The 17,433-nt window shown below is 37.0% G+C and carries 17 protein-coding genes; 14 read left to right on the forward strand and 3 right to left on the reverse strand.

The window, feature by feature from the left end; genetic code table 11:
- Positions 1-24: 24 nt before the first annotated feature.
- Both KH400_RS24115 and KH400_RS13655 read right to left on the reverse strand, forming a co-directional pair.
- Positions 25-231 (reverse strand): hypothetical protein, encoded by a 207-nt coding sequence (locus KH400_RS24115; RefSeq protein ID WP_246589561.1) that lies wholly within the window; start codon positions 229-231, stop codon positions 25-27.
- Entirely contained in the window at positions 228-830 is a 603-nt protein-coding gene (locus KH400_RS13655) for an MBL fold metallo-hydrolase (protein WP_246589562.1), read from the reverse strand. The genes KH400_RS24115 and KH400_RS13655 overlap by 4 nt, the downstream gene beginning before the upstream one ends.
- Before the next feature lie 351 nt (positions 831-1,181).
- On the opposite strand from KH400_RS13655, the gene KH400_RS13660 reads away from it, so the two are divergent.
- The 4 genes from KH400_RS13660 (at position 1,182) to KH400_RS13675 (ending at position 6,511) form a co-directional block, all read left to right on the forward strand.
- Positions 1,182-2,609, forward strand: a complete 1,428-nt coding sequence (locus KH400_RS13660) for a DHA2 family efflux MFS transporter permease subunit (RefSeq protein WP_217225398.1) — start codon at positions 1,182-1,184, stop codon at positions 2,607-2,609.
- Between the two features lie 188 nt (positions 2,610-2,797).
- Positions 2,798-3,877, forward strand: coding sequence for a hypothetical protein (locus tag KH400_RS13665; protein WP_217225400.1), 1,080 nt, complete (start codon positions 2,798-2,800; stop codon positions 3,875-3,877).
- Between the two features lie 84 nt (positions 3,878-3,961).
- Entirely contained in the window at positions 3,962-4,996 is a 1,035-nt protein-coding gene (locus KH400_RS13670; RefSeq protein ID WP_217225402.1) for a hypothetical protein, read from the forward strand.
- A 39-nt stretch (positions 4,997-5,035) separates the two neighbouring features.
- The gene (locus KH400_RS13675) at positions 5,036-6,511 is read left to right on the forward strand and encodes a M20/M25/M40 family metallo-hydrolase (protein WP_312889181.1); all 1,476 of its coding nucleotides are present in this window, start codon (positions 5,036-5,038) and stop codon (positions 6,509-6,511) included.
- A gap of 153 nt (positions 6,512-6,664) precedes the next feature.
- Here the strand turns inward: KH400_RS13675 and KH400_RS13680 are convergent, their stop codons facing one another.
- Complete coding sequence (locus KH400_RS13680; protein ID WP_217225404.1) at positions 6,665-7,306, reverse strand: cell wall hydrolase; 642 nt, start codon at positions 7,304-7,306, stop codon at positions 6,665-6,667.
- 666 nt (positions 7,307-7,972) lie between these two features.
- Here KH400_RS13680 and KH400_RS13685 point away from each other — a divergent pair.
- The 10 genes from KH400_RS13685 (at position 7,973) to KH400_RS13725 (ending at position 17,191) form a co-directional block, all read left to right on the forward strand.
- Positions 7,973-8,845 (forward strand): gamma-glutamylcyclotransferase family protein, encoded by an 873-nt coding sequence (locus KH400_RS13685; protein WP_217225406.1) that lies wholly within the window; start codon positions 7,973-7,975, stop codon positions 8,843-8,845.
- A 372-nt stretch (positions 8,846-9,217) separates the two neighbouring features.
- The gene (locus KH400_RS13690) at positions 9,218-10,108 is read left to right on the forward strand and encodes a hypothetical protein (protein ID WP_217225408.1); all 891 of its coding nucleotides are present in this window, start codon (positions 9,218-9,220) and stop codon (positions 10,106-10,108) included.
- Between the two features lie 19 nt (positions 10,109-10,127).
- On the forward strand, positions 10,128-10,850 hold the full coding sequence (locus KH400_RS13695) for an HNH endonuclease (RefSeq protein ID WP_217225410.1): 723 nt from the start codon (positions 10,128-10,130) through the stop codon (positions 10,848-10,850).
- 12 nt (positions 10,851-10,862) lie between these two features.
- Positions 10,863-11,285, forward strand: a complete 423-nt coding sequence (locus tag KH400_RS13700) for an SMI1/KNR4 family protein (protein ID WP_217225412.1) — start codon at positions 10,863-10,865, stop codon at positions 11,283-11,285.
- A 193-nt stretch (positions 11,286-11,478) separates the two neighbouring features.
- Entirely contained in the window at positions 11,479-13,452 is a 1,974-nt protein-coding gene (locus tag KH400_RS13705) for a DUF262 domain-containing protein (RefSeq protein WP_217225414.1), read from the forward strand.
- A gap of 172 nt (positions 13,453-13,624) precedes the next feature.
- Positions 13,625-13,843 carry a helix-turn-helix transcriptional regulator gene (locus KH400_RS24120; RefSeq protein ID WP_246589563.1) on the forward strand — a complete coding sequence of 73 codons (219 nt, stop codon included), beginning with the start codon at positions 13,625-13,627 and terminating at the stop codon, positions 13,841-13,843.
- Positions 13,803-14,486 (forward strand): WYL domain-containing protein, encoded by a 684-nt coding sequence (locus KH400_RS13710; protein ID WP_246589564.1) that lies wholly within the window; start codon positions 13,803-13,805, stop codon positions 14,484-14,486. Before KH400_RS24120 ends, KH400_RS13710 begins: the two co-directional genes overlap by 41 nt.
- A gap of 134 nt (positions 14,487-14,620) precedes the next feature.
- Complete coding sequence (locus KH400_RS13715; protein WP_217225416.1) at positions 14,621-15,064, forward strand: hypothetical protein; 444 nt, start codon at positions 14,621-14,623, stop codon at positions 15,062-15,064.
- A gap of 40 nt (positions 15,065-15,104) precedes the next feature.
- On the forward strand, positions 15,105-15,686 hold the full coding sequence (locus tag KH400_RS13720) for a hypothetical protein (protein WP_217225417.1): 582 nt from the start codon (positions 15,105-15,107) through the stop codon (positions 15,684-15,686).
- Between the two features lie 131 nt (positions 15,687-15,817).
- Entirely contained in the window at positions 15,818-17,191 is a 1,374-nt protein-coding gene (locus KH400_RS13725) for an SNIPE associated domain-containing protein (RefSeq protein ID WP_246589565.1), read from the forward strand.
- Positions 17,192-17,433: the final 242 nt, after the last annotated feature.

Consider the following 17,433-nt stretch of genomic DNA (forward strand, 5'->3'; position numbering starts at 1 on the left):
AACAACATGGTGCCAGGCACCCTATCAAGGGTGCCTGGCACCATGTTTTAGATCGGAAACGATAGAAGAGACCATATGCAACGAATCCCATTCGCCTTCGGAAATAAAAGTGATTGGGTATTTTTTTCGAAAGATGCTTTTATCGATCTCTTCAATAGAGAGTCCTTGTTCATACAGTCTTTCCACTTCCCCATAAAGGTTTTCAAGATAGTCTAACTTTTGCTTCATCATTGCTTTTCCATCCTCAATATATCCAGCATGGCAGCAAAAACGGAACTAAAGTCATAGCGGAGAAGGGTTCGGATTGAGTTCACCATTTGCGGAAAGGATTCACTTCTCATCATCACTTTTGTCTTTGGGGTCACAAATAAATCACCTGAAAATAGCCTGCCAGATTCCTCATGGAATAAAGAAATATGGTCATCTGAATGTCCTGGTGTATAAATCACCTTCCATTCATAGTTTCGAGATCGAATGTTATCTTCAAGTGGCAGTGCTTTAAACGATTGTCGTATCCCCCAAATGTCTTGACGATATTTCGGGTATGTACATGGCTCCGCACATCGATCAACTCCCTTTGGATGAATATAGAGTGGAACATCGCGGTTTTCTTGGATCCAAGAAGCATTGCCAGCATGGTCTTCATGACTATGAGTTAATGCTACGAAGTCAAACGAAAGCTCTTTATATACTGGAATTAAATCTGATTCAATACTCTGGGCTCCAGTATCAACTAACATGCCATCAACCAAGAAAGAAAAAACTTTTCTTCTCCCTTCAAAATTCATTTGAATACATGTTACACCTTCTTTTTCAAGTTGTTGAACCAATCGACTCACTCTCCCTACCAATTTATTCGTTTTAAAATTTACAATATTTAGATTTTGCTATATAGAATAACTTGTGCACAAAGAGTCAGTATTCTGTATAGATTACCTGTTAATGAAATGAGGATCATTTACATTTACTGGTTAACAATGAGAAGACTCGCACCTTTAAAAGCCTGTTACGACTTCCGTAGTCTTATGTTTGAATGGTGGATTTATTAAGCACATAGGGAAGAAACTTATGAGTGATTTATGTTAGAGTTTAATAGTTCATACTTTTTCGAAACGAAGATTTCAGATAGAGTATTTGTATTCTCATCTCATAACAGTCATCAATAGGAGGGGAACTAGAACATGGTCACTGAACAACGACAGAAAATACCACACAAACTAATAATATCAATCATTTTAATATCGACGTTTCTGTTTACGTTCAATCAATTCTTATTAATTACCGCCTTTCCGACGATCATGCAGGAGTTTTCGATTAATGCGACACAAGTGCAATGGTTGACGACTTCTTTTTTGTTAACGACGATCGTCTTCATACCAATGTCTGGCTATTTAACGTCTAGGTTCTCATCAAGAGCACTCGTGCTTTTCTCATTAGCTTGCTTGGTGTCAGGCACCATAGTCGGCATTTTTGCCTCGACCTTTATGCTATTAATTTTATCAAGGGTGATTCAAGCGATTGGGGCGGGGATTATGCTCCCTCTCGTCCAAACGATCTTGTTAGCTGTTTTTCCAAAAGAAAAACAAGGATTTGCGATGGGGTTGTTAGGTTGCGTGATTAATGTCGCACCAGCTTCAGCCCCTTCAATTGCTGGCATCGTGATTGATCTTTACAATTGGACAGCATTATTTTGGATTATGCTGTCCTTATCAGTCGTGGCCTTAGTGTTTGCTTATCTGTTTATGAAAAATGTTACTGAGCAACAGGCAGCGAAGTTAGATCCTTTGTCACTATGCTTATCAGGGATAGGCTTTACTAGTATTCTCTTTGGAATGAGTAACATCAGTGTCCTCGGGTTTACCCATTGGAGTGTGTTAGCATCGCTAGCGATCGGGGGAATGATGTTAGCGACCTTTATTAAGCGACAGTTGAATTTACAGTTTCCGGTGCTCAACTTACGTATTTTTAAAAAGATGGCGTTTCTAATCTCAACGGCCTTAATTTTCATTAATATCATGCTCTTATTATCAATGGAAACGATCCTACCGATGTTCTCTCAAGATGTCCTAGGTACAAGTGCATTTCTTTCTGGGTTTTTATTGGTGCCTGGCACCATCATCCTATCAATTGTGTCACTGATTTCAGGTCATTTGTTCGATCAATATGGTGGAAGGATCCTAGCAATGGGTGGATTCTCATCCATCCTCGTTTCAACGATATTGTTCAGTACGATCGGGATGGAAAGCTCTCCTTACATGATTATGATTTACTTTTGCTTCTTCATGTTCGGGACTGGTTTAACATTGATGCCACTCGTCTCAATTGGAGTTGAGAGTCTAAGCACAGCAGAAATTCCTCATGGGGCTGCGATTGTCAATACCGTTCGTCAGTTCGGAATGGCATTCGGAATTGTTTTCTTGACGACAATCATCAGCGTAACAACGAATCAGATGGAAGCTCCTTATGAAGTAGCTGCATTCTGGGGAACGAGATATGCGTTTTATGTCATGATCGCATGTTCATTACTTGGGATTTGTTTGTCATTTTTAGTTAAGGGAAAACAGCGATTAACTGTAAAAGAAGATAGAGGCGAGGTTGTCAATGGTTGATACCGAGTGACAGTACTTGCGCTTCTCTATTTTTGAGGTGATTTAAAAAGGTGTCTGATCTTGTACAAAAGTCAGGCACCTTTTTCTATGAGATTGGCAGTAGACCCCACTAAAATAGATGCCGGTTTTGCTATATACTTTTTATGTTGAGAAAAGGTTAAGATGTTAAACTTGGGAGGCCGTGATGGATGAATAACTTCTTATATAGTTTATTACTTTGCGGGTATTTATTTATTATGATTGGCTGTTCTTCTGAATCAACTGAGGTAGCGCTTACGGAAGAAGGGGCGGAGCCGATCGTCCTTGAATCGGATGAAGGAATCTCTACATCCATTTTAAGTGATATTGCAAAATTTCTGAGAGAACATCATCGTTTAGAGGACGTTGAAGCGTTAATTGGTACAGCACGATCAATTGATGATTTGTTTTATACATTTGAAGATGACTATGGCTATTATTCGTTTAGTAGTATCGATGGACTCGAGGACGCTATTATTAATGAAATCAATATCGAATTGAAGGATACTGAGAAGCTACATTATGAAGAAGCCTTTCATTTACTTGGGTTTGACATTGAGTTAGGGGATGAAATCGAATCTGAAAATTTCGGTTCTGAAGGGTATGTCCTCTATGATGTGATTGGAGAAGATGCAGACGTTGTTTTGGTGGAAAGGTTTGTTGGTACAGGGGCACAATTTCTATCAGTGAGTACAGACGTCTGGTATGGAGAAAATAAAGGATATCTAGCAATTGTGAGTGATCTAGAGGGTTATGTGACCCATATTTCATTATATTATGAAGAGGATGTTGTTGAACAAGGCTTGGGTAGTAATAATTTTGATACAGCGCTCTTTACACCAGAGATCGCTGTTCATACCTTAATCGGTCAAAATATTCGAATTGGTGATCCAGCAGAATATTTATTATCAGTTTCTCCTGAAGCCTATTCTGGATACAGTTCAGAGAGTTTTTTCCTATCAAATGATTTGTATGGCCACACTACCGAACATATCATTACATCTTTAACGGTGCGATTAGATGCAAATCCAATAACTTTGGATGAAGCAGAGGTGATCATGGAATCAATCTTGCCGGTGGATGTGAATATGGTAGATTACGAAGAAGAATCCCCTTATATTAGGTATCAGTTTGAAAGCCCGAGTTTACCTGAACCTTCGACGATAAATGTTAAAATAGGATATTATGGAGAACACGTTAGCGTCATAGGTTTTACTAGTGATGTAGGGACGACGATGTATTTTAATTAATCGAGTATAATTTACTTTATGTACGATAAAAGGGGCCTAATCCATAGGTTATAGATGAGAAGCTTGTTTGAAGGGACGGTTTTTATGCGCTATAGCAATAAAACAATGGAGGAACTAGAAGATATAGAAGTGGAGCTCCTTGAAATGGAGTACAATGGTGAACATCATGCTGTTAATTACAATCTCATCCAATTGTATGAATCGATGTATAAGTCTGTTCGAAAAAGGGCTCAGCATACAAGGGATCATGAGGATTTGGGTGCTGTTGACTATGTAAAGCATAAGCTTGTGAATCGTCTTATTAAGTATGGAACGTACTTAAAAATAGGGACGGAGAAGAGTGATTATGATGCGAAGAAGACGTTGAAGAAAGTGTTGACGTTTGACGCAAAAAATCCGATTGTACATTATCGTTTAGGATTTATAGCATACAAGGAAAACGTGTTTCATGATGCATGTTTATACTTTAAGCAAGCGATTGAGTTTCAAGAACTTGAGCAGAGCCACAACTGGCAATTGAACGATTTGCAACTGCACCGAGCTCACTTGTATCTAGTCAACAGTTCTTTATTTGTTGCACACGAAGCAAACGAGAAGCTGAAAAAATTACCTCTTTTAGAAGAGACAACAATGAAACAATATGAAATCTCACCACTTTATAATGTCATTAATGAAAATGATACTTATTTAAAAAGTCATGCTTTCGTAAAATTTATGAATGAAGGGGAAGAGCATTGTTCAAAAGAAGAGTGTGACAATTTATATGAGTTGGATAGCATCGATAACCGTCTTATCCTTTATTTTTCGGATCGAGAATGTGGGTTACGGTACAATATGAAAAGGGAAATCGTGAATCCATCTGATGCTTATTTGTTGAAGGATATGTTAAGATCAAAAAAATCCTCCCTCCTTGTAGATGATCTACTGGAGCACTTTACTAAAGATATCGTTTCTAAAAATACGTTCATTAAACGAATAAGTCGATTACGTAAGTTGCTCAAACAGTTTGGTGTGCCTGAAGTGATAGAGAATGATCGCTCAAGTGAGCAGACGGCGTATTTTTATAATGGCGCCGTGCCTTTTGTGATGATGGAACGAGTCGAGGACGCGCTCGATTGATCTAGAATGAGATCGGAACTTTCGAAGTGATTTATTGTAGTGCCAGTACAAAAAAGTATTGGCACTTTTTTAATGACATGGCTGTCACCGCTTGTTTGGTTTAATGAAGGTACACAAACGAGAGGGAGATGGTTACACATGAAAGCCAAAACATGGTCAGCATTATTTAATCGCCAAGGATTTGAAGTTGCGGAAGTTAAGAACGGGGTATTCGACTGTAAATCTGAGTCAGCTGAAAACATCGAGTTTTTACTAGAATCATTAGACAACGGGAAAATCGCTTATCGCTACCATTCATTCATTTTATCGATAGAAAGTGCACCAATCACAGAAGGTGAGTGGTTGAAGTTAGTAGACTTTGAGAATCGAGGGCATGCTGGTTTTTACTTTCGTGCAGACTGTGAGATTCCAAGGGTGTTTGAACTAGATACGCACATTTCTGGTATCGTTAGACAATTGAATCGACTTGGTTTGTATACGAACGGAAGTTGTGATGGGCATGGTACAAGACACGCTCTTGTTATGATAAAAAGAGATGAGGACGTGGAGACCTCAAAGAACGTTTTACTTGCTGCTGGTATAAATAGAATTGTCACGAGAGGACGAAATATGAGATTACTAATAACTGAACGAGCGCAGCTTCTTGATGTAGCGGAAAAGCTTCAGTTGATTGAGAAAGGTTGGTTAAAAGAAGGTAGTAGTTATATCCGAGAACAGTTTTTTTATCACTCACTAGAGGAGTTGTTGTCGATCGATGGGGAGAGTGGGAATGAGGAAGGTGTTCGTAGTTATGTGTTGGATCAGCTTCGTGATGTTGTTGATCACGTCACTGTCGATCAATATGGAAATATCCTAGCACAAAAAACGTATCGTAATGGCAATGGCCCAACGATGTTGTTAAATGCTCATTTGGATACTGTAGAAAGTTTCATACCAGGGCGAGTCCTTCAAAAAGATGGAGCTATTTGGTCTAGTAGTGAAGGAATTCTAGGGGCGGATGACAGAGCCGGCGTAGCCGTTGTATTAGAAATGGCAAAACGTCTTGATGCATCTGATTTTAGAGGGAAAGTCAAGTTTATCTTCACTGTAAAAGAAGAGGTGGGATTAGTAGGTGCTAGAGCTGTCAATGAGTACTTTCTTTGGGATGTGGATGCGGCAATTGTTGTAGACCGGAGAGGTGCTGGGGATATTGTTACATCGTGCGGAGGGCAAATTCCTTTCTGTCATGAAGCATACGGAGAGTTTATAGAAGGAGTCGCCATGTCTCAAGGATTACAGGGATGGAAAACAACGAGTGGTGGTAGCAGTGATACACGAATTTGGGCAGAACACGGTATACACAGCGTTTATTTATCAGCAGGTTATCAAAATGAGCATACAGATATGGAAACTTTAGATGTGACTGCTAGTTATCGTACGTTAAACCTATTAGAAGGAGTTTTTGCACAAGGAAGAGAATTGCAGCGAATCGTGAATCGATTGAGAAGGTTGAATCGAAGAGCAAGGGCGATTTAAACGTGTAACACCAGAGCCAATGACGGTTTAAGTGGCTGCGTCCTAACAAGAGAAGATCAGAAAAACACAACAATGGGGTTGTCCAATTGTTGTGTTTTTTGATAGGAAATAAGATTTAAATTTCACCAGTGATTGCTCATAATCATCTATAGATTAGCGTTTAAAAACATGTTGCCCAATCACCACGGTGGTTTCTCTTGTATCTAACCAGCGGCTTGTGGCTATGTCTGGATTGTAGAAGAATAAAGAATCCTCTGACATATCTCGATCATTAGTTAACGCTTCTTCTACAGCTTCCATTGATTCTTCATCAGCTGGTTTATAAACTTGTCCATTCATAACTGGTTCAAATTGTCTTGGCTCATAAATGACTTCTTCAATGGTGTCGGGAAATTCAGAGCTTTCTACTCGATTTAAGACAACATCAGCGACCGCGACTTTTCCTTCGAATGGTTCAGTTTGTGCTTCAGCTCTGACAATTCTAGCTAAAAGATCTAATTCCTCTTCCGTAAGGTCATGGTCATTAGTATCGGCTTTCACTTCTATTGAAGAGCTTTTTACTTCTGGTCTTGGCTGTTGGACTTCGTTGCTTTTATGTATGTTTAGCTGCTGACCGACGATGATAAGGTCAAGGTCAGTAACTTGTGGGTTAGCTTCTGCTAATTCTGTTACTGTTAAGTCATGATTGTGCGCGATTTCAGACATCGTGTCTCCTTCTTGCACAGTATAGGCTAGCGTTGGAGTAACAAAACATAGAGTTGCTAGTAATGTTACGATAAATGATATTTTATTCATAAAATATGCCTCCTAGTAGATATAGTTTTTAATCGCTTTATCTACTCTATCTCTATGAAAGGCAAAACTAGAATAGTACAAAAAATTTAATAGTAAAAATTTTCAAAAAATGGCGGGTTGCTAGATTTGGCGGATGAACCACTTTGTAGTAGCCGCTGAATATGTAAATACATTCCGGTAGCAAACAAATGAGTTTTGTTAAGTTGAAAGAAGAAATGCCACCACAATGGTATCGGAAGGCGAATAAGTTGATGTAGCTGATCATTAAATAGAGGTAAAGGTGAGGGAAGAGGGAAGCAAGGCACCACGATGTCGACTTATCCAGGAGTGAGTGGTGCCAAAATCTTTTAAGCAAACTTCAGCCGGCAACTAGACTGCATCGCAATTAGTTCATAATATCTTTTTTCAATTTTTCAACCGCGCACTCTCCTTTTCAAGTATTGGTCGCACCTCTTGAAAAAGCTCCCTTCGTAGGGTTTTAGTTAAATTATACCAAAAAGACGGAAGCAGTAGACGTGAAATGTCAGATGATGAGGACTTGTAAAGGGGGTCAAATTCGTGAACGTGCTTATATGAGTTGATGGATAATGAAGAAGAAATCTACAATGTTCTGTGGAATAAGATTTTTCGAGAAGTGACTTACACAAACAAAAGGAGTGATCTGTAATGAGTAACAAGTATAACGTATTTGTATACGGGACGTTAAGACAAAATGAAGGGAATTCACACTTTTTATCAGACGCCAAGTGTCTAGCACAACAGGCTTGGACATACGGAAGCTTATACGACACGGGATTCGGCTACCCGGCAATGGTGCGAGATCGTCGAGGGAAAGTCTACGGCGAGGTATATGAGGTCAATGACGACCAACTCCAGCAACTCAATTGGTTAGAAGGGTACGTAGGAGAGGGTGAGGATAACCATTATCACCGTGTATCACAGACGATATATACGGATTATGGGGAAAAACAAGCATTTGTGTACGTGTACGACGACGAAAAAGCAAAACGACTGCCGAAAATCGATAGTGGAGATTGGAAATGTCACCACTACTTAGACCAAGATCAATGGCTCTACTTTGCCTATGGATCATGTATGGATGACGAAAGGTTTTATCAAGCGGGAGTTGCTGAACAATTTGAAGATGTGATTGGCTGTGGGGTTCTAGAAAACTACCAATTAGCTTATACAAAAGAAAGCTTTGACGGCGGGAGAGCCGATCTCGTTGAATCATCAAACAGATGGGTAGAAGGGAAAGTTTATAAAATTAACGAGGAAGCTCTTACGTATCTATTTAAACGCGAAGGTGTCAACGCCAATGTCTATCGCCCAGCCTTCATAACTATCAAAATCAATGGGGTTACCTACGAGAATGTACTCACATTTCTGGTGATCAACAAACAAGACGAAATTGCCCCGCCAGACCACTATGCTAGAGAAATTCTCCGAGGAGCAAAGGGTTTTGTTAGCGAAAGCTATTATCAGATGCTAGTGAAGGATTTATATCGGAAGTTTAAGAAGAGGATGTTGATTGAGTGAAATAGACAATAGATCATTCCCCTCAACCAATCATAAAAGGAACCTTATAAACGATTTAACAGAACTGGAATTAGTCACTGAATTTGATGATATTTTGTAATTATGATAACGAACAGTGCCTGGCACTGTTCGTAAGGATAACTACCCAAAACGATAAAAAAACTTTTGAGCTAATAATGTTCAAAAGGTTTTTTCATTGCTCTAAATGCCAATTTAATAATAAGCAATGTTGGTAGCAGGTGAAAGGCAAAATCGAGTTGTCGTCAGACTATTAGCATTGGTAATATTTCATTTATATGGTAAATTATATCTAGGTATCATACAATTTTACTAGTATAGAATATTTATAGATTAGAAAGGTGGTAAACTGACTTGCCCAAATTCTTCGATAATTTTCTGTCAAAACAAGACCAACAGAGTTTATCTAAATTCTCAAGAAAAGCAAAAGGTGAATTATCAAAACTACCAGTCATTTCTGCCGTTGGGGATGCAATACAAGGAGCTTCCGGATTAGCTGTTCTTCAAGAAAATTTGAAACAAGACCCGAACAATCCTAAGAACTGGCTTTATTATTATGAAGCACATATGATGTACCGGAAAATGAATGGTGGTGCAAATGTTGGAAGAGTGGTCATTAATCCAGTTGGTTTCATTGTAGGAAAAGGTGTATCAACAAGCCTTAATACTTTGGATGATGAATATGAAAAGTTTGATCCAAAGAAATGCATTGGCATGACAATCGCACTAGTCATGAAGAAAATAAAAAAAGATCAGCAAAAGGTTAGGCCAATTGACCTCGTTTTATTAGCGAAAGCCTTATCCTATTCATCTGCTCACGCCACTGCCAAAAGTAAGACAAAACTACTTAATAAGGCAATCAAATATATGACGATTGCGATTGAACTTGAAAAAGACAAACAAAGGCAAGCTGAATACTTCTTTTACTTATCCCAATTTTATAATCAATCAGGAAGAGAGCGTATGCAGTTAAGATCATTGAATATATCGAGAAAATTAGGGTTTCAACCTGCTGATAAAGAAATAAAATCAATTCTAAAAAAACGAACACAAAATCAAGAAGAAAAAAGAAAAATTGACCAAAATACTAGCTATGTTCCTTACCAAACGTTCCTTTTTACATATAACCCAGATTTAGATTCCCGTGCCGGTAATACGTGGAATCACGTAAAAGAACAACAAACAAAAAAATTCTCTGAAACTGGTAAGAGACTAGGTAACTTTTTAGACAAACACTTGAAATAAAAAGGGAGTTGCAACTACTATGGCCATTGATTTAGATGTTTTTGAAGCACTTGACTTGAATCAGCAACTAGATGTGGATACAAACGATCTGCAAACATATGAGCTGTCTAATGGCGTCTATTCCATTGATGATACAGATCATGATCTTGTTTTAGATAACCTTGACAAGACTTTATATAGTGATTCACAGTTGGAACATTTACAAGCTGACTTGGATCAAAACACGACCTTAACTCAATTTGAAATTAAAGATGGTATGTATAATCATGATACAAATTCCGATTATATCGATGAAACGCTTAAGCCGGAAATTGATGGTCATGTTGAAAAAATTGATACAGTGAATTCAGATTTAGAAGGTACTGTCCATCCTGAGACTGGTGTTCCATACGAAAGTAATACGGTACAACTAGCAGATGGAACATTCGTGGAAGGGGTTTTCCCTGTATTTGATTCAGCCTTTGATGCGATCATCCCGGCAGAACATTTTGAATCTAGTCCTTATACTCATGCGCAGATCGCCAATGAGCAATTAGCAGCAGCTGTTGCACAAGACCCTAGCTATGAGTCGCAATTTAACGACATGCAGCTTGAACAAATACAAGATGGTGAAACACCCGATGGTTATACATGGCACCATCATGAAGAACTCGGAAAAATGCAATTGGTTGAAACAGAGCCTCATGAACAATCAGCTCATACAGGCGGCATGAGCTTATGGGGTGGAGGATATGAAGATTGATAAGGGGGATTTATGGTGGAAAATGTAATCTGGAAATATAGTAAAGGCAAGGTGGATGAATCAACACTTTCTGAAATCGAACGATACTTTAATGTCTCGTTCCCTAGCTTCTATAAAGAAATCGTAAGAGAATATAATGGGGCAAGACCAAGACCGAATGCCTTTCATACCATTGATGGGAAAGAAGTAAGAATTCGTTCGTTCTTACCGATTGGTAAAGATTACACTGATAATATTGTTAATGTTAACAAACGTTTAAAAGATAAACTACCACAACAATTAATTGCTTTTGCCAATGATGATTTCGGTAACTACTTCTGCTTTGACTTTAAAGATGAAAAAGAAATTACTATCGTTTTTTGGGAACATGAAAATTCAGAACTCTTCCAATTGGAGAGGGATGGTTTTCTGGCGTTATTAGGGAGTGTAAGGTAAATACAATTTATCATTAGGATTATGCCCTGGTTTCGATACTAATACTAAGTTGATTTGATAATAATATTTAATGAAATTTGTATGACAACAAGCGTATGAAGCAGTGATCACATAAGGATTGTAATAATATAGGGATTTGAAAATCATTACATAAATTTACATAAAGCATACATGCAAAAAGGGTGTGAAAATTATGAAAGCAAGTGAAACAAATCTTCAATCAATTATTGAAGGTACTAAACAGTATATTATACCAATGTTTCAACGTACATATAGTTGGAATGAGAAACAATGGAAACAACTTTGGGAGGATATTCTAGACTTAATTGAAGACGAACAAAGCACATCCCATTTTATTGGTTCAATAGTTTCTATTCCGGTTAATGCAAATACACACGGTGTTCAACAGTTCTTGGTTATTGATGGCCAGCAAAGAATGACTACATTACTTATTTTACTTGCCGCAATAAGAGATACTGCAGAGAAACAGGTGGATAAAAATCTGTCTGATGAGATACATCATACATTGCTAATAAATGGTTTTAAATCGGGAGAGGAAAAATATAAGTTCCTTCCAACTCAAGTTGATAAAGAACATTTTAAAAGAATATTAAATAAGGAACCATTGGATGGTATAAAGGATTCATTAATTGTTAAAGCGTATGAATATTTTGTCAAAAAGTTAAATGAAGTCGCTGAAAGTTTAACTACAATAAAAAATACTCTTACTACGAACCTTGCTATAGTAAGTATTGTTCTATCTACGGAGGACAATCCTTATCTAGTTTTTGAAAGTTTAAATGCTAAAGGTCAACCTTTAACACAGGCCGACTTAATCAGAAATTATTTGTTTATGAGGATTCCTGCAGATGATCAGGATGATTATTATAACCGTTATTGGTTGCCAATCCAGGAAGAGTTGGGAGAATACTTGACTGAATTTGTTCGGCATTTTCTCCTGGGTATAAATATTAATGTGAAGAAAAATGATGTTTACGTTAAATTTAAAGAAAAGATAGATGGACAGGATGTAAAGGAATTTTTAAAGAAAATTGCAAATCTCGCGAGTTACTATGCTAAGTTACTCTACCCAGATAAAGAGGATAATAAAGATATCAGGAACCTATTAAAAAGGATTAATGATTTTGAAGCCAAGACAGCATATCCTTTTTTATTGTACATCTATCATGATTATAAAAAGGGTAAGTATGATGAAAAGCAATTCCGTAACATTTTGACTATTATTGAAAATTTCTTAGTAAGACGTTTTGTTTGTAATGTTGATTCTAAAGCATTAAACAAAATTTTTGCATCTCTATACAATCAAATTAGTACTCATGAATCTGAGGATTCTCTTTCTGAACTTATGGGCTATTTACAGAATCGAGGTTATCCAAAAGATCCAGAGGTGAAATCTTCCTTAAAAGAAAACCATCTATATGGACAGGGAGATCGTCGCAAAAAAGGAGCATTCATATTAAAAATAATTGAAAATTCCTATTCTCATAAAGAAAAAGCAAATCTATCAAAAGCTACAATTGAGCATATTATGCCTCAAACGTTAACTGAAAAATGGATTGAAGAGTTAGGTGAGAATGCGGAGTATGTACATTCTGTTTATTTACATACTTTAGGAAATCTTACACTTTCTGCATATAATACAGAATTATCAAATGAGCCATTTAGCGTAAAAAGAAAATATTATAAGGATAGTAATATCTTTCTTAATAAAAAAATAAGTGAATTTGAAAAATGGAATCAAATAAATATTGAAGAACGTGCAAACGTGCTAATAAATAAGTTTCTGGAAATATGGCCCTATTTCGGAAAACCGGAAAATGAAATGAAGAAAGTAACTGGAAGTTCACCCAGGTTGTTAATAATTCATCAACAGTCTTATCCTGTTAACACGTGGCGAGAAGTGATGGAAAAAACAATCATGGCGATATATGAGCAAGATATTAAAAAATATAAAAAACTAATGGAGAAAAATTCAGGATTTTTATCAATGGATGGTATAGAAATGAGAGCAGCAAAAAAATTACCAAATGGGCACTACCTGGAAGCTAATCTTAGTGCAAAAGCAATTTATAACTTTTGCTTAAAAATATTTGAAGAAGCCGGTTATAATAGAGATGATTGGCAAGTTGAAATTGAACATAAATAAAATACGATACAAAAGGGCATGATGATGTTTATATCATGTCCTTCGTTTGTTTTGTTGTTTTAATCATGCACTATGCATGTCAACTTTTGTCATGATAAGATTCATGTAGAGGAAATATATCCCATAATTTACTTTAGGTTGAATTAAACATCTTAATAGAAAGAGTGATGGTATGTCAGATCGTTTAATCCGGCTCGTTCGAATCATCGTACTTATTCAATCAAACCCTGGTATTACAGCGAAACAGTTATCTGAGAAATGTGATACAACCAACCGAACTATCTATCGTGATTTGGAGATGTTAAGTGCCGCTCACATTCCGATTACGAATGAAGGCTATGGAAAAGGGTATGTGTACCTTCGATCAAATCAGTCACTTAATTCCACCTGATTTTTATACAGCCTATGAAAAAGTCATGGCCACTCATCAAAAGGAAAAGAAGGATCTACAAACCGTCTTGGAGCAAATGGTGTCAGTAATCCAAATGGGGACACCTGCGTATCAAGAGGAAAAAAGTAACTTTTTATCACCAGTGATTCAAGCGATTGTTCATGCAAAGTCTCTTGAAGTAACCTATCATACACAAAGTCGCAATGTCACAACGACAAGTGTTCTTGACCCTTATTATCTCATTCCTCGCGATCATCGCTTTTATTTGATTGCTTTTTGTCGTGAGAAAAATAAGTTTCTTACGTTTAGAATGAGCCGCTTCCTTGATGTCAAACAAACAGGTGAAACATTCGAGAAGAAAGAGCTGAATTTTAAAGACTATTTTAACCATACGTGGTCGATTATCAAAGGGAGCGACAAGATTCACTTTAAGGTGTTGTTTAACAAAAATATCGCACGCTACATAAAAGAAGAGGAGCTGTTTGTGAAGCCTAAGTTAACCGAAAGAGAAGATGGAAGCCAATTATTTGAAGTAACGTTAAACCATGACAGAGAGTTCCTACAATGGGTGATGCAGTACGGCACGGATGCAGAAATCATTGAGCCAGTCGAATTTCGCGAAAGAAATGAGAGAGATGCTTAAGAATTGGTTAGGGATGTATGAACAAGAAAATCTGTAAAAAATAGGACGGAAGAAACGTTTGTTCGCTGACAATAAGGTGTCACTTCTACTTGTTATCCTGTATTTGTAAATAACATTCATAGGGGGATAACAAAATGAAAAAATTATCTTTGTTTTTCATTTCCATTGCAGCAGCGGCAATGACAGTAACAGGTTGTGGTGGAGAAACGACAATCGAGGAAGTAGATAGCACTCAGGCAAGTGAGCAAACAGAAGTGAATTGGTTAGATGGTAAGGAGCAATTAACGACAGAAGATGAAATGATCGAAAACTTTGTTGGCGACTTCTTCAGTGCTGATGCCGGTGTGCGAGAGCAAGCCATTGAAAATTACATTCACCCTGAGGTTCAACCGTTATTTTTATTAATGAGCGGATTTTCAGCTGAAGGTGACATTCCAACGATTGATATGGACCAGTTTGCTATTATTGAAACGATCGAGCATGAAGAAGATGGTGAAGTAGGAATAGCTAACACTGACAAGACAACAAACAGAAGAAGAGAAAATTCAGGAAACGATCTTCTTTGTCTACGAAGATAAAATCGGCTGGTTCTTTGACCCGACAGCAGAAGACGAAGAAATGCGTGACACCTATCATGAATTTAGAGCACTACTAAGTGCAGAAGTGCCACCAGAAGACATCCTTGTCACATTCGAACCAGAACAAGATGCACAAGCTAAAAGCTCAGAGCAAAAAGAAAATGAAATTGGAACACGAGCAAATCCATTAGTCATTGGGGAAAGAATCACATTAAATTACTATGACCTCTTCTATGGGAATGTCGAATTAGAAATGGAACTACTAGAGGTCATGAGCGGCGAAGAAGCATGGAACATTGTCCGTGAAGCAAATCAATTTAACGAAGCACCAGGTGAAGGTCAAGAATATATCCTAGCTAGATATTTTGTAAAAATAAATGAGGTCGAAGAAGAGCCATATGACCTTACGCATGCTCAATTTGATGCAGTTAGTACGACAGGAAACACGTATGATGACTTCATTTCAGTCTCTGGATTAGAGCCTGACCTACGAAACGAAATGTACACTGGAGCAGAACGCGAAGGCTTTACGTACTTCCTTGTTGAAAAAGACGACGAAGACCCACTTGTAGCGTTCAAACGTAGAAGTGATGTTGAAGTTTGGTTTAAGATGAGGGATTGAGATAGTTGGGATTATTCAATCTGTATGATAAAAAAAGAAGAAGCGGGTTATCCGTACTTTTTTTGTAATACCATCCCAGCCAATTTGAAATAGTAAAGACTGACCTTACTTAAATGATTATTTGGAGGTGTATGATGGGGAATCATAAGTGGTACCTTTCAACTTGGTTTATTAGTATATGGTTTGCTTTATCATTCTTGATTGTTCCTCTAATTATAGGTGTAGCATTATTAATTATGCAGATAATTGAAAATAAAAAAGTAAAAGAAGAGTGGGAAGAAAGTGGTTTTGGAGATGTTGTAAAGGCAAGGCAGCAACATGATAATTTAATAAAGAAGAATGAGAAGATACAGAGGGATATAAATTCCAACGAATTAAAACTAAACAAATTGAAGGATGAAATTAAAGAGAAAAAAGGCGAAATTATTATCTTAGATGAAGAAATTCTTAACCAATCATTTGGCTTTTATGAACCAAAGTATGGGTTTGAAAATTCGGAGGAATATAAAAATCAACTTGATAAAATTAGAGAAAAACAAAAAACGATGGCTTCCAATAAAAAAGCAACAAATCATTCAAATAACTGGACAGTAGATGGTAGTAAAAAGAAAGGTGAGGCTCTTAACAATGATAATATAAAAATGGTTGTTAGAGCATTCAATAATGAATGTGATGCCGCCATAGTAAAAGTAAAATTTAATAATGTAGATACTATAGAGAAGAGAATTAGAAATGCTTACAAGCAACTAAATAAATTGAATAAAAAGAACAAAATTGAAATTAAACCAGAGTATTTAAGGTTAAAACTAGATGAGTTATACCTTTCATATGAATACCAGGTTAAGAAAGAGGAAGAGAAGGAAGAACAAAGAAGACTGAAAGAGCAGATTAAAGAAGAGAAGCGTGTGCAAATGGAAATTGAGCGTGAAAAGAAAAAGCTTGAAAAAGATGAACAACATTTTAATAATGCTATTGAACAATATAAGATGAAGCTAGAAAATGCTGACGAGGAAATGAAAACAGAGATTGAGACTAAAATTCATGAGATTAAAGAAAAGTTAGCATATATCCATGAGGAGAAACAAGCAGTTGATTATAGAGAGCAAAATGCTAAAGCAGGCTATGTATATATCATTTCAAATATTGGGTCATTCGGTGAAAACATTTTCAAGATAGGAATGACACGTCGACTAGAGCCATTAGACCGTGTTAATGAGCTAGGAAATGCTTCTGTCCCATTTGGTTTTGATGTTCATGCAATGATTTTTTCCGAAGATGCACCAAAATTAGAAAATGCACTTCATAAGGCGTTTGAATATGCTCAAGTAAACAAAGTAAACCCGAGAAAAGAGTTCTTTAATGTAACACTTGACGAAATCGCTAAAACTGTAAAAGAAAACCACAATAAAACAGTTGAATTTACCAAATTGGCAGAAGCAGAAGAATACAGAAAGTCGCTTAAGATTAACAATTCAGAGCAAACTGAAAGAATGCAGTTGATCTAACAAAAACAATTTTATAGCTTCCATTTCAGATTGTTTCGATACAACAGCTGAGGACTAAGAATATATCCTAGCTAGATATTTTGTGAAAGTCCATGAGGTCGAAAGAGCCATATGACTTTACGCATGCTCAGTTTCATTCAGTTAGTACTACTGAAAACACGTATGATGACTTCATTTCATTATCTGGATTAGAGCCTACCTACGAAACGTAATGTACGCTGGAGCAAAACGCGAAGGCTTTA

The sequence above is a fragment of the Desertibacillus haloalkaliphilus genome, from assembly GCF_019039105.1.
GTDB lineage: Bacteria > Bacillota > Bacilli > Bacillales > KJ1-10-99 > Desertibacillus > Desertibacillus haloalkaliphilus.

Coding starts and splice junctions, on each gene's coding strand:
- KH400_RS13710 (WP_246589564.1), top strand. CDS start 13,803: ATGTGTACCTTCGATCAAATCAGTCACTTAATTCCACCTGATTTTTAT.
- KH400_RS13700 (WP_217225412.1), top strand. CDS start 10,863: ATGGTGGAAAATGTAATCTGGAAATATAGTAAAGGCAAGGTGGATGAA.
- KH400_RS13705 (WP_217225414.1), top strand. CDS start 11,479: ATGAAAGCAAGTGAAACAAATCTTCAATCAATTATTGAAGGTACTAAA.
- KH400_RS13695 (WP_217225410.1), top strand. CDS start 10,128: ATGGCCATTGATTTAGATGTTTTTGAAGCACTTGACTTGAATCAGCAA.
- KH400_RS13660 (WP_217225398.1), top strand. CDS start 1,182: ATGGTCACTGAACAACGACAGAAAATACCACACAAACTAATAATATCA.
- KH400_RS13665 (WP_217225400.1), top strand. CDS start 2,798: ATGAATAACTTCTTATATAGTTTATTACTTTGCGGGTATTTATTTATT.
- KH400_RS13720 (WP_217225417.1), top strand. CDS start 15,105: ATGCGTGACACCTATCATGAATTTAGAGCACTACTAAGTGCAGAAGTG.
- KH400_RS13725 (WP_246589565.1), top strand. CDS start 15,818: ATGATGGGGAATCATAAGTGGTACCTTTCAACTTGGTTTATTAGTATA.
- KH400_RS13680 (WP_217225404.1), bottom strand. CDS start 7,306: ATGAATAAAATATCATTTATCGTAACATTACTAGCAACTCTATGTTTT.
- KH400_RS24115 (WP_246589561.1), bottom strand. CDS start 231: ATGATGAAGCAAAAGTTAGACTATCTTGAAAACCTTTATGGGGAAGTG.
- KH400_RS13685 (WP_217225406.1), top strand. CDS start 7,973: ATGAGTAACAAGTATAACGTATTTGTATACGGGACGTTAAGACAAAAT.
- KH400_RS24120 (WP_246589563.1), top strand. CDS start 13,625: ATGTCAGATCGTTTAATCCGGCTCGTTCGAATCATCGTACTTATTCAA.
- KH400_RS13670 (WP_217225402.1), top strand. CDS start 3,962: ATGCGCTATAGCAATAAAACAATGGAGGAACTAGAAGATATAGAAGTG.
- KH400_RS13715 (WP_217225416.1), top strand. CDS start 14,621: ATGAAAAAATTATCTTTGTTTTTCATTTCCATTGCAGCAGCGGCAATG.